Origin of the sequence: Pseudomonas petroselini (assembly GCF_045037875.1) — a bacterium.
Classification (GTDB): domain Bacteria; phylum Pseudomonadota; class Gammaproteobacteria; order Pseudomonadales; family Pseudomonadaceae; genus Aquipseudomonas; species Aquipseudomonas petroselini.
In genome coordinates this window covers 117,351-129,324 of sequence record NZ_CP173614.1, presented here as the reverse complement: position 1 = coordinate 129,324, position 11,974 = coordinate 117,351, and the positions used below count along the sequence as shown (strand labels likewise).

The window sequence follows — 11,974 nt, the reverse complement described above, 5'->3', positions numbered from 1 at the left end:
GCGTCTAAATGTGGGAGGGGGAGCTTGCCCCCTCCCACAGTCAGTGCTTAACGCACAAAAAGGTTGATGATGTACGCGCCGGATGCTGTCATTTCAAACTCTTTACCGGTGACGGTGAAAAGCCTTGAAGGCTCGACAATAGTGTCGCCGAGATTCGCCAGCTTCCTCAGGTCGTCCAGGCTGACGAGTGTGGCGTTGGTGCCGTCTCGAAGTTGCGAGTCCGTCGTGTAGCATTGAATTTCCATGATATTGCCCTCTATCGGATTTCCATTTCCAGCCGACTATTCGGCAGGCAGTCAGCCCCGAAAGAACGCGTCCGTTCGTTCGGGGTGCAGAGATCCTATCCAAGGCAGGGGGTAGATAGATACTGTCAGAAATACGTACAAACAGTCTCTGCTAAGAGGCTGAAAGGCCCGTCGTTTCAGGCCTCCATCACTTTCCGAATATCCGCCGCCAATTCTCTTACACGCTCTTCCTCGGTATCCCACGCACACATGAAGCGTGCGCCACCTTTGCCGATGAAGGTGTAGAAGCGCCAGCCCTTGGCGGTCAGCGCGGCGATGGCCGGTTCCGAGAGTTGCAGGAACACGCCGTTGGCCTGCACCGGGAACATCAGCTCCACACCGGGAATATCCGCCACCAGGCTGCTCAGCAACTGGGCGCAGTGGTTGGCGTGGCGGGCATGCTTGAGCCAGGCGTCGTTTTCCAGCAGGCCTACCCACGGGGCGGACAGGAAGCGCATTTTCGACGCCAGCTGGCCGGCTTGTTTGCAGCGGTAGTCGAAGTCTTCGGCGAGCTTGTGGTTGAAGAACAGGATGGCTTCACCCACGGCCATGCCATTCTTGGTGCCGCCAAAACACAACACATCCACGCCGGCCTTCCAGGTCAGGTCGGCCGGCGAGCAGCCGAGGAACGCGCAGGCATTGGAGAAGCGTGCGCCGTCCATGTGCAGGTTCAGCCCCAGTTCCTTGCAGGTCACGCTGATGGCGCGGATTTCTTCCGGGGTGTACACGCTGCCGACTTCGGTGGCCTGGGTCAGGGTGACGACGCGCGGTTTCGGGTAGTGGATGTCCTGGCGCTTGAGGGCGATCTCGCGGATCGATTCCGGGGTCAGCTTGCCGTTTTCGGTGCGGGCGGTGAGCAGCTTGGAGCCGTTGGAGAAAAACTCCGGCGCGCCGCATTCGTCGGTTTCGACGTGGGCGGTTTCCGAGCAAATCACGCTATGGTAGCTCTGGCACAAAGAGGACAGCGCCAGGGAGTTGGCGGCGGTGCCGTTGAAGGCGAAGAACACTTCGCAGTCGGTTTCGAACAGATTGCGGAAACCGTCGGCGGCGCGGTGGGTCCATTCATCATCGCCGTAGGCGCGCTGATGACCCTGGTTGGCTTGTTCCATGGCGGCCCAGGCTTCCGGGCAGATACCGGAATAGTTGTCACTGGCGAATTGTTGGCTCTTGTCGGTCATGGCCCATTCCTGTGGTCGATGTTGGTGCGCACTGTAACCAAGATTGTCGCGGGTGCGCACGCACTGTAAATGCAAAGTCACTGGGGAATTATGCACGGTACTGAAACGATGCCTGTCGGACGCGTCCGTGATGGCGCTCTGGATCTGCTCAAGTGGCTGGCGCTGGTGAGCATGGTGCTGGACCACCTGCGGTATGTCGGTTTGAGCCTGGATGGCCTGTATGTGCCGGGGCGCCTGGCGTTTCCGTGGTTTTGCCTGGCGATTGCGGCGAATTTGCATCGGGCGAGAAACGCACCTGTCACGGGCCAATGGCGTTACCTGGGATGGCTGCTGCTATTCAGTGTGATCAGCGAAGTGCCCTATCGAATGTTTATCGACGATGCCGATACGTTGAATGTGTTGCCGACCTTGGCGCTGGGGTTGCTGGTTGCCCGAGGATGGCATCAGAAGACGCTTTTTGATCGAGGATTGGCGGTGATTGCCGTCATAATTGCCGCGGTATTTTCGACGAAGTTAATGTTCGGTTTCTTCGGTGTATTACTGCCATTGGCGATGTTGCTGGTGTTTCGTCGGCCTTGGTATTTCAGCCTGATGCCGGGCGTGGTTTGCGTCGCGGCCAATCAATGGCAGATTTTGCTCAATAGCGGCAGTCTGGTTGCCATGCTCGGGTTGGTGATGTGCCTGATCGCGCCATTAGCTGGATTGTTCTTGTTGCGACATGGGCAAAACATCTCGCCACCCGCCATGCGCCGCTGGGCCTACACCCTCTATCCCCTGCATTTCCTGCTGCTGCTACTCATCCGCCAGATCCTCGCGTAATCCCCTGTGGGAGGGGGCTTGCCCCCGATAGCGGTGGGCCAGCTTGCAGATGCAGTGGCTGACACCCTGCAATCGGGGGCAAGCCCCCTCCCACATTTTTTCCGCGTTGTTCCTGCCATGTCGTAAACGCACCTTTGCGTGGCGTCCGTAGGCATTTGACCTGTCTGCACCAGCCCTACCATCGCATCAAAGGGCCCTGCATGGGCCTCAACAATACGAAAGGCTGGGAGAGACGCGATGTTCAGCAAAAAAGACCAGATCCAGGGATATGACGACGCACTGCTGGCGGCCATGAATGCCGAAGAGCAGCGTCAGGAAGATCATATCGAGCTGATCGCGTCAGAGAACTACACCAGCAAACGCGTGATGGAAGCCCAAGGCAGCGGCCTCACCAACAAATACGCCGAAGGCTATCCGGGCAAGCGCTACTACGGTGGCTGTGAGCACGTGGACAAAGTCGAGGCCCTGGCCATTGAGCGCGCCAAACAGCTGTTCGGTGCCGATTACGCCAATGTGCAGCCGCACTCCGGCTCCTCCGCCAACAGCGCGGTGTACCTGGCGCTGCTGAACGCCGGTGACACCATCCTCGGTATGAGCCTGGCCCATGGCGGTCACCTGACCCACGGCGCCAAGGTGTCGTCCTCGGGCAAGCTGTACAACGCCGTGCAGTACGGCATCAACACCGACACTGGCCTGATCGACTACGACGAAGTCGAACGCCTGGCCGTCGAACACAAGCCGAAAATGGTCGTGGCGGGTTTCTCTGCCTATTCCAAGACCCTGGACTTCCCACGCTTTCGCGCCATCGCCGACAAGGTCGGTGCGCTGCTGTTCGTCGACATGGCCCACGTTGCCGGCCTGGTTGCCGCCGGCCTGTACCCGAACCCGCTGCCGTACGCCGATGTGGTCACCACCACCACCCACAAGACCCTGCGCGGTCCCCGTGGCGGCCTGATCCTGGCCAAGGCCAACGAAGAAATCGAGAAGAAACTCAACGCTGCCGTGTTCCCTGGCGCCCAGGGCGGCCCGCTGATGCACGTCATCGCCGGCAAGGCCGTGTGCTTCAAGGAAGCCCAGGAGCCTGGCTTCAAGGTCTACCAGCAACAAGTGATCGACAACGCCCAGGCCATGGCCAGCGTGTTTATCAAACGCGGCTACGATGTCGTGTCCGGCGGCACCGATAACCACCTGTTCCTGGTCAGCCTGATCCGTCAGGGCCTCACCGGCAAAGAGGCGGACGCCGCCCTCGGTCGCGCCCACATCACCGTCAACAAGAATGCCGTGCCGAATGACCCGCAGTCGCCGTTCGTGACCTCGGGCCTGCGCATCGGCACCCCGGCGGTGACCACGCGTGGTTTCAAAGTGCCGCAGTGCATCGAACTGGCCGGCTGGATCTGCGACATCCTCGACAACCTCGGTGATGCCGATGTCGAGGCCAACGTGGCCAAGCACGTGTCTGCCCTGTGCGCTGATTTCCCGGTTTATCGCTGAGCGCGGTTTTGGAGTAATGACTATGCAACGCTACTCGGGCTTCGGCCTCTTCAAGCACTCACTCAGCCACCACGAAAACTGGCAGAAGATGTGGCGCACGCCGACCCCTAAAAAGGTTTACGACGTGGTCATCGTCGGCGGCGGCGGGCATGGTCTGGCGACTGCCTACTACCTGGCAAAAGAACACGGCATCACCAACGTGGCGGTGGTCGAGAAAGGCTGGCTGGGCGGCGGTAACACCGCGCGCAACACCACCATCGTGCGCTCCAATTACCTGTGGGACGAGTCGGCCCACCTGTACGAGCACGCGATGAAACTGTGGGAAGGCCTGTCCCAGGACCTGAACTACAACGTGATGTTCTCCCAGCGTGGCGTCTACAACCTGTGCCACACCCTTCAGGACATCCGTGATTCCGAGCGCCGCGTGAGCGCGAACCGCCTCAACGGCGTGGACGGCGAACTGCTCAACGCCAAGCAAGTGGCCGACGAGATCCCATACCTCGACTGCTCGAAAAACACCCGCTACCCGGTACTCGGCGCCACCGTACAACGTCGCGGCGGCGTCGCCCGTCACGATGCTGTGGCGTGGGGCTTTGCGCGTGCCGCCGACGCTCTCGGCGTGGACTTGATCCAGCAGACCGAAGTGATCGGCTTCCGCAAGGAAAACGGCGTGTGCATCGGCGTGGAAACCAACAAGGGCTTTATCGGCGCCAAGCGCGTCGGTGTGGTGACCGCCGGTAACTCCGGGCACATGGCTTCGCTCGCCGGGTTCCGCCTGCCGATCGAATCCCACCCGCTGCAAGCGTTGGTGTCGGAGCCGATCAAGCCGATTATCGACAGCGTGATCATGTCCAACGCCGTGCACGGTTACATCAGCCAGTCCGACAAGGGCGACCTGGTGATCGGCGCCGGTATCGACGGCTACAACGGCTACGGCCAGCGTGGTTCGTACCCGGTGATCGAACACACCATCCAGGCCATCGTCGAGATGTTCCCGGTGCTGTCCCGCGTGCGCATGAACCGCCAGTGGGGCGGCATCGTCGACACCACGCCGGACGCCTGCCCGATCATCTCCAAGACCCCGGTGCCGAACATGTTCTTCAACTGCGGTTGGGGCACCGGTGGCTTCAAGGCCACGCCGGGCTCAGGCAACGTGTTTGCCGCCAGCCTCGCCAAGGGCGAAATGCACCCGTTGGCCGCGCCATTCTCCATCGACCGTTTCCACAACGGTGCGTTGATCGACGAACACGGCGCTGCGGCCGTCGCCCACTAACAGGAGAAATTCCCTATGTTGCATATCTTCTGTCCTCACTGTGGCGAACTGCGCTCCGAAGAGGAATTCCACGCGTCCGGCCAAGCGCACATCCCGCGCCCGCTGGACCCGAACGCCTGCACCGATGAAGAGTGGGGCGACTACATGTTCTTCCGCGACAACCCCCGTGGCCTGCACCACGAGCTGTGGATTCACGCCGCCGGTTGCCGCCAGTACTTCAACGCGACCCGCGACACCCTGACCTACGAAATTCTTGAAACCTACAAGATCGGCACCAAGCCGCAATTCACCGCCAAGGCTGCTGGAGAGAAGGTATGAGCCAGACCAATCGCCTGTCCAACGGTGGCCGCATCGACCGCAATAAAGTCCTGACGTTTACCTTCAACGGCCAGAGCTATAAAGGCTTTGAAGGCGACACCCTGGCAGCAGCCCTGCTGGCCAACGGCGTCGACATCATCGGCCGCAGCTTCAAGTACTCGCGCCCTCGTGGCATCTTTGCCGCCGGCGCCGAAGAGCCGAACGCCGTGCTGCAGATCGGTGCGACCGAAGCCACGCAAATCCCTAACGTGCGCGCCACGCAACAGGCGCTGTACCAGGGTCTGGTCGCCACCAGCACCAACGGCTGGCCGAACGTCAACAATGACGTGATGGGCATTCTCGGCAAGGTCGGCGGCAAGCTGATGCCGCCGGGTTTCTACTACAAAACCTTCATGTACCCGCAATCGTTCTGGATGACCTACGAGAAGTACATCCGCAAGGCGGCTGGCCTTGGCCGCTCGCCGACCGAGAACGATCCGGACACCTACGACAACTTCAACCGTCACTGCGACGTGCTGGTGGTGGGCGCCGGCCCCGCCGGCCTGGCCGCTGCCCTGGCGGCTGCGCGCAGCGGTGCCCGCGTGATCCTCGCCGATGAGCAGGAAGAGTTCGGCGGTTCGCTGCTGGACTCGCGCGAAAGCCTCGACGGCAAGCCGGCTGCGGAATGGGTCGCCAGCGTTATCGCGGAACTCAAGGCGCTGCCGGACGTGGTGCTGTTGCCTCGCGCCACCGTCAACGGCTACCACGACCACAACTTCCTGACCATTCACGAACGCCTTACCGACCACCTCGGTGACCGTGCGCCGATTGGCGTGGTGCGCCAGCGTATCCACCGTGTCCGCGCCAAGCGTGTGGTGCTGGCGACCGGTGCGTGCGAGCGCCCGCTGGTGTACGGCAACAACGATGTGCCGGGCAACATGCTCGCGGGTGCAGTCTCGACTTACGTGCGCCGCTACGGTGTAGCACCGGGCAAGAAACTGGTGTTGTCGACCAACAACGACCACGCCTACCGCGTTGCGCTGGACTGGCTCGACGCCGGCCTGCAAGTGGTGGCAGTGGCTGATGTGCGCCACAACCCACGCGGCGCCCTGGTTGAAGAAGCCCGCGCCAAAGGCATTCGTATCCTCACCGGCAGCGCCGTGATCGAAGCCCGTGGCAGCAAGCACGTTACCGCTGCCCGCGTGGCCGCAATCGATGTGAAAGCGCATAAAGTCACCAGCCCAGGCGAGTGGCTGGAGTGCGACCTGGTGGCCAGCTCCGGCGGCTACAGCCCGGTGGTCCACCTGGCCTCGCACCTGGGCGGCAAGCCGACTTGGCGTGAAGACATCCTCGGTTTCGTACCGGGTGAAGCCCCGCAGAAACGCGTGTGCGTTGGCGGCATCAACGGCGTCTACAGCCTCGGCGATTCGCTCGCCGATGGTTTCGAAGGCGGCGTGCGCGCGGCCAGTGAAGCGGGTTTCGCCCCGGTAGAAGGTACGCTGCCCAAAGCCCTGAGCCGTCTGGAAGAGCCGACGCTGGCGGTGTACCAAGTGCCGCACGACAAACCGACTGCACGGGCACCGAAGCAATTTGTCGACCTGCAAAACGATGTGACCGCCGCCGCCATCGAACTGGCGACCCGCGAAGGTTTCGAGTCGGTCGAGCACGTCAAGCGCTACACCGCGCTCGGCTTCGGCACCGACCAGGGCAAGCTGGGCAACGTCAACGGTCTGGCCATTGCGGCGCGCTCGCTGAACGTGACCATCCCGCAGATGGGCACCACCATGTTCCGCCCCAACTACACGCCGGTGACCTTCGGCGCGGTGGCGGGCCGTCACTGTGGACACATCTTCGAACCGGTGCGCTACACCGCCCTGCACGCCTGGCACGTCAAGAACGGCGCCGAGTTTGAAGACGTCGGCCAGTGGAAACGCCCTTGGTACTTCCCGCGCAACGGTGAAGACCTGCACGCCGCGGTGAAACGCGAATGCCTGGCCGTGCGCAACAGCGTCGGCCTGTTGGACGCGTCGACCCTCGGCAAGATCGACATCCAGGGCCCGGACGCGCGTGAGTTCCTCAACCGCATCTACAGCAACGCCTGGACCAAGCTCGACGTGGGCAAGGCGCGCTACGGCCTGATGTGCAAAGAAGATGGCATGGTCTTCGACGACGGCGTAACCGCCTGCCTCGCCGACAACCACTTCTTGATGACCACCACCACCGGCGGCGCCGCCCGCGTGCTGCAGTGGCTGGAAATCTACCAGCAGACCGAATGGCCAGACCTCAAGGTGTACTTCACCTCGGTCACCGACCACTGGGCGACCATGACCCTGTCCGGCCCCAACAGCCGCAAGCTGCTGAGTGAGGTCACCGACATCGACCTGGACAAGGACGGCTTCCCGTTCATGACCTGGAAAGAAGGCCTGGTCGGCGGTGTGCCGGCGCGAGTGTTCCGCATCTCGTTTACCGGTGAGCTGTCGTACGAGGTCAACGTGCAGGCCGACTATGCCATGGGCGTGCTGGAACAGATCGTCGAGGCCGGCAAAAAGTACAACCTGACCCCGTACGGCACCGAAACCATGCACGTGCTGCGGGCCGAGAAGGGCTTCATCATCGTCGGCCAGGACACCGACGGCTCGATGACACCGGACGACCTGAACATGGGCTGGTGCGTCGGCCGCACCAAGCCGTTCTCGTGGATCGGCTGGCGTGGGATGAACCGTGAAGACTGCGTGCGTGAAGAGCGTAAGCAACTGGTGGGCTTGAAGCCGATCGACCCAACCGTGTGGCTGCCGGAAGGCGCGCAGTTGGTGTTCGATCCGAAGCAGACGATCCCGATGAAGATGGTCGGCCACGTCACCTCGAGCTATGCCCACAACTCCCTCGGCTATTCGTTTGCGATGGCGGTGGTGAAGGGCGGCTTGAAGCGCATCGGTGAACGGGTGTTTTCGCCGCAAGCGGATGGCAGCGTGATCGAGGCGGAGATTGTGTCCTCGGTGTTCTTCGACCCCAAGGGTGAACGGCAGAACATTTGATAGACCGAGTCGCCTGCATCGGGGGCAAGCCCCCTCCCACATGTTGAAATGCATTCCCCTGTGGGAGGGGGCTTGCCCCCGATGAGGCCAGAACAGTCACCACAGAATTCAGAACAGGTGCTCTATGACAGCAGCCAACGTATACCAACAACGCCCCACCACCGGCGCCAAAGCCGAGTCGTCGCTGCACCATGCCGACCTCGCCAGCCTGATTGGCAAGGGCCGCAAGAACGCCGGCGTGACCGTGCGTGAAAAGAAACTTCTTGGCCACCTGACCCTTCGTGGCGATGGCCACGATGCAGCCTTCGCCGCCGGCGTACACAAAGCCCTCGGTATTGAGCTTCCAGGCGCCCTGCAGGTCATCGTCAAAGGCGAAACCAGCTTGCAATGGCTCGGCCCGGATGAGTGGCTGCTGGTCGTGCCAAGCGGTGAAGAATTCGCCGCCGAGCAAAACCTGCGTGCCGCCTTGGGCGACCTGCATATCCAGATCGTCAACGTCAGCGGCGGCCAGCAGATCCTTGAGCTCAGCGGCCCGAACGTGCGCGATGTGCTGATGAAGTCCACCAGCTACGACGTGCACCCCAACAACTTCCCGGTGGGCAAGGCGGTGGGCACGGTGTTCGCCAAGTCGCAACTGGTGATCCGCCACACGGCTGAAGACACCTGGGAGCTGGTGATCCGTCGCAGCTTCTCGGATTACTGGTGGTTGTGGCTGCAGGATGCCTCGGCTGAATTCGGCCTGAGCGTCCAAGCCTGAGGAATCACCCATGAGCCGCGCACCCGATACATGGATTTTGACCGCCGATTGCCCCAGCGTGCTCGGCACGGTGGACGCGGTCACCCGCTATCTGTTCGAGCAGGGTTGCTACGTTACCGAGCACCATTCGTTCGATGATCGGCTTTCCGGGCGATTTTTTATTCGCGTGGAATTCCGCCAGCCCGACGGTTTTGACGAGCAGGGTTTCCGCGATGGCCTGGCCACTCGCGGCGAAGCCTTTGGCATGATCTTCGAGCTTACGGCGCCGAACTACCGGCCAAAAGTGGTGATCATGGTCTCCAAGGCCGATCACTGCCTGAACGACCTGCTGTACCGCCAGCGCATCGGCCAACTGTCGATGGACGTGGTTGCGGTGGTGTCCAACCACCCCGATTTGAAACCTTTGGCCGACTGGCACCAGATTCCCTACTACCATTTCCCCCTCGACCCCAACGACAAACCGTCCCAGGAGCGTCAGGTGTGGCAAGTGGTGGAAGACACCGGCGCCGAATTGGTGATCCTTGCGCGCTACATGCAAGTGCTGTCGCCGGAGCTGTGCCGCAAGCTGGATGGCAAAGCGATCAACATTCACCACTCGTTGCTGCCGGGGTTCAAGGGCGCCAAACCGTATCACCAGGCGTACAACAAGGGGGTGAAGTTGGTGGGCGCCACGGCGCATTACATCAACAATGATCTGGATGAAGGGCCGATCATCGCCCAAGGTGTGGAGGTGGTGGATCACAGCCACTATCCCGAGGATTTGATTGCCAAGGGGCGGGATATCGAAGGGCTGACATTGGCCCGGGCGGTGGGGTATCACATTGAGCGGCGGGTGTTTTTGAACGCCAATCGGACGGTGGTGCTCTGACTGGCGCCAATCGGGGGCAAGCCCCCTCCCACAGTTGACCAAGTTCTGCCTTTGGAATGCGGTCGAATGTGGGAGGGGGCTTGCCCCCGATGAGGCCCTCACAAACAACGCAAGAAAACAGCATCTGTACCCGAGCACTTAAACGCGCTGCCCCCCAAATGGGCAACGCAGTTCCATAAAAACAACAGCGAGGTGAAAGCATGTCTGGTAATCGTGGTGTCGTGTATCTCGGCAACGGCAAGGTCGAAGTACAGAAAATCGACTATCCCAAAATGCAGGACCCCCGTGGCAGGAAGATTGAGCACGGCGTCATCCTGCGCGTGGTCTCCACCAACATCTGCGGCTCCGACCAACACATGGTGCGCGGCCGTACCACTGCCCAGACCGGCCTGGTGCTCGGTCATGAAATTACCGGTGAAGTGATCGAGAAGGGCAGCGATGTCGAAAACCTGAAGATCGGTGATCTGGTTTCGGTACCTTTCAACGTGGCGTGCGGCCGTTGCCGCTCGTGCAAAGAACAACACACCGGCGTGTGCCTCACCGTCAACCCGGCGCGTGCCGGTGGCGCCTACGGCTATGTCGACATGGGCGACTGGACCGGCGGCCAGGCCGAGTACGTGCTGGTGCCGTACGCCGACTTCAACCTGCTGAAACTGCCGGACCGTGACAAGGCCATGGAGAAAATCCGCGACCTGACCTGCCTCTCCGACATCCTCCCGACTGGTTACCACGGCGCCGTCACTGCCGGCGTTGGCCCTGGCAGCACCGTGTACATCGCCGGTGCCGGCCCTGTGGGCTTGGCCGCTGCGGCTTCCGCCCGCCTGTTGGGTGCTGCGGTGGTGATCATCGGCGACGTCAACCCTATCCGTCTGGCTCACGCCAAGGCCCAAGGCTTTGAAATTGCCGACCTGTCCCAGGACACGCCGCTGCACGAGCAGATTGCTGCACTGCTCGGCGAGCCGGAAGTGGACTGCGCTGTTGACTGTGTGGGCTTTGAAGCACGCGGCCACGGCCATGACGGCGTCAAGGCAGAGGCACCGGCCACGGTGCTCAACTCACTGATGGGCGTCGTGCGCGTGGCCGGCAAGATTGGCATCCCCGGCCTGTACGTCACCGAAGACCCAGGTGCTGTGGACGCCGCCGCGAAAATGGGCAGCCTGAGCATCCGTTTCGGCCTGGGCTGGGCCAAATCCCACAGCTTCCACACCGGGCAGACACCGGTGATGAAGTACAACCGCCAGTTGATGCAGGCGATCATGTGGGACCGTATCAACATTGCCGAAATCGTCGGCGTGCAGGTGATCAGCCTGGATGATGCCCCGCGTGGGTATGGCGAGTTTGATGCGGGTGTGCCGAAGAAGTTTGTGATTGATCCGCATAAGTTGTTCAGTGCGGCATAAAGAGCAGGGCAAATAATAAGGGCGACCCCAGGGTCGCCCTTATTATTTATTGTGAGTTGAGCCGCAGGTAGGGAGTGGCTGTTACACCCTCTTCAACGACAGTCTTTCCGCCATAGTCACAACGTAGCCTTCCCTCTGTCTGGGTGATGGTCTCTGCCTTGAGTGCGTACCTGAGGGCTAGATAATCGTCATCTGTTCCGGCTGTCTGGCCCTTCCATGTCCTGCCCCTGGTGTGGGCCGAGTATTCATAGCCTTCGCCGTAGGGCGGTGGCAGGTCAGGGTCCGTGTAGGGTTTGGAGTGGATGTCGCTGACGGCTGGGCATTGGCCGATGTCGATGGCCTGGCCCGATGAAGCCTGGTGTGGCCTGCGAAAATCGAGAAGGTTGAGTGCGGTAGCGGCAGCAAAAATATTGGGTATCAATCCGATCATGTCGTCACAGTTCCTTTGTTTGTGGCTGAACCTTCGCGTCGAAAATCGTGAGAAGGCTGCCTTGGGTGGGCCGTGCCGGGCCTATAGTTCCGCAAGAACGTCGACGGCTGGCTGAGGATTTGTGAACGTGAACGGTCGGAAT

The 11,974-nt window shown here is 61.3% G+C and carries 11 protein-coding genes; 8 read left to right on the top strand and 3 right to left on the bottom strand.

Annotation, left to right across the window (positions count from 1 at the left end; genetic code table 11):
* Positions 1 to 47: 47 nt before the first annotated feature.
* Positions 48 to 245, bottom strand: coding sequence for a hypothetical protein (locus tag ACI512_RS00685; protein WP_064054272.1), 198 nt, complete (start codon positions 243 to 245; stop codon positions 48 to 50).
* A 176-nt stretch (positions 246 to 421) separates the two neighbouring features.
* Positions 422 to 1,462, bottom strand: coding sequence for a low specificity L-threonine aldolase (locus tag ACI512_RS00680; protein WP_015886246.1), 1,041 nt, complete (start codon positions 1,460 to 1,462; stop codon positions 422 to 424).
* Positions 1,463 to 1,552: 90 nt separating this feature from the next.
* Here ACI512_RS00680 and ACI512_RS00675 point away from each other — a divergent pair, with 90 nt between their 5' ends.
* The 8 genes from ACI512_RS00675 (at position 1,553) to fdhA (ending at position 11,402) form a co-directional block, all read left to right on the top strand.
* Entirely contained in the window at positions 1,553 to 2,281 is a 729-nt protein-coding gene (locus ACI512_RS00675; RefSeq protein WP_064054271.1) for a TraX family protein, read from the top strand.
* A 237-nt stretch (positions 2,282 to 2,518) separates the two neighbouring features.
* A complete protein-coding gene (gene glyA / locus ACI512_RS00670) occupies positions 2,519 to 3,772 on the top strand; it encodes a serine hydroxymethyltransferase (RefSeq protein ID WP_078050481.1) in 1,254 nt (417 codons plus the stop codon).
* A gap of 22 nt (positions 3,773 to 3,794) precedes the next feature.
* A complete protein-coding gene (locus ACI512_RS00665) occupies positions 3,795 to 5,045 on the top strand; it encodes a sarcosine oxidase subunit beta (protein ID WP_010207084.1) in 1,251 nt (416 codons plus the stop codon).
* Between the two features lie 15 nt (positions 5,046 to 5,060).
* Positions 5,061 to 5,363: a sarcosine oxidase subunit delta gene (locus tag ACI512_RS00660; RefSeq protein WP_015886243.1), complete on the top strand. Its 303-nt coding sequence runs from the start codon at positions 5,061 to 5,063 to the stop codon at positions 5,361 to 5,363.
* Positions 5,360 to 8,377, top strand: coding sequence for a sarcosine oxidase subunit alpha (locus tag ACI512_RS00655; RefSeq protein WP_405121578.1), 3,018 nt, complete (start codon positions 5,360 to 5,362; stop codon positions 8,375 to 8,377). The genes ACI512_RS00660 and ACI512_RS00655 overlap by 4 nt, the downstream gene beginning before the upstream one ends.
* Positions 8,378 to 8,501: 124 nt before the next feature.
* Positions 8,502 to 9,134, top strand: a complete 633-nt coding sequence (locus ACI512_RS00650) for a sarcosine oxidase subunit gamma (RefSeq protein WP_064054269.1) — start codon at positions 8,502 to 8,504, stop codon at positions 9,132 to 9,134.
* 10 nt (positions 9,135 to 9,144) lie between these two features.
* The gene (gene purU, locus ACI512_RS00645) at positions 9,145 to 10,002 is read left to right on the top strand and encodes a formyltetrahydrofolate deformylase (RefSeq protein WP_016977808.1); all 858 of its coding nucleotides are present in this window, start codon (positions 9,145 to 9,147) and stop codon (positions 10,000 to 10,002) included.
* Positions 10,003 to 10,202: 200 nt separating this feature from the next.
* On the top strand, positions 10,203 to 11,402 hold the full coding sequence (fdhA, locus tag ACI512_RS00640; protein WP_015886239.1) for a formaldehyde dehydrogenase, glutathione-independent: 1,200 nt from the start codon (positions 10,203 to 10,205) through the stop codon (positions 11,400 to 11,402).
* 46 nt (positions 11,403 to 11,448) lie between these two features.
* Here fdhA and ACI512_RS00635 read toward each other — a convergent pair whose 3' ends face one another.
* Entirely contained in the window at positions 11,449 to 11,832 is a 384-nt protein-coding gene (locus ACI512_RS00635; protein ID WP_236380310.1) for a hypothetical protein, read from the bottom strand.
* Positions 11,833 to 11,974 lie beyond the last annotated feature (142 nt).

Bases quoted from the DNA above. Each gene is read 5' to 3' on its own strand.
- ACI512_RS00685 (WP_064054272.1), bottom strand. From the start codon at position 245: ATGGAAATTCAATGCTACACGACGGACTCGCAACTTCGAGACGGCACC.
- ACI512_RS00680 (WP_015886246.1), bottom strand. From the start codon at position 1,462: ATGACCGACAAGAGCCAACAATTCGCCAGTGACAACTATTCCGGTATC.
- ACI512_RS00675 (WP_064054271.1), top strand. From the start codon at position 1,553: ATGCACGGTACTGAAACGATGCCTGTCGGACGCGTCCGTGATGGCGCT.
- glyA (WP_078050481.1), top strand. From the start codon at position 2,519: ATGTTCAGCAAAAAAGACCAGATCCAGGGATATGACGACGCACTGCTG.
- ACI512_RS00665 (WP_010207084.1), top strand. From the start codon at position 3,795: ATGCAACGCTACTCGGGCTTCGGCCTCTTCAAGCACTCACTCAGCCAC.
- ACI512_RS00660 (WP_015886243.1), top strand. From the start codon at position 5,061: ATGTTGCATATCTTCTGTCCTCACTGTGGCGAACTGCGCTCCGAAGAG.
- ACI512_RS00655 (WP_405121578.1), top strand. From the start codon at position 5,360: ATGAGCCAGACCAATCGCCTGTCCAACGGTGGCCGCATCGACCGCAAT.
- ACI512_RS00650 (WP_064054269.1), top strand. From the start codon at position 8,502: ATGACAGCAGCCAACGTATACCAACAACGCCCCACCACCGGCGCCAAA.
- purU (WP_016977808.1), top strand. From the start codon at position 9,145: ATGAGCCGCGCACCCGATACATGGATTTTGACCGCCGATTGCCCCAGC.
- fdhA (WP_015886239.1), top strand. From the start codon at position 10,203: ATGTCTGGTAATCGTGGTGTCGTGTATCTCGGCAACGGCAAGGTCGAA.
- ACI512_RS00635 (WP_236380310.1), bottom strand. From the start codon at position 11,832: ATGATCGGATTGATACCCAATATTTTTGCTGCCGCTACCGCACTCAAC.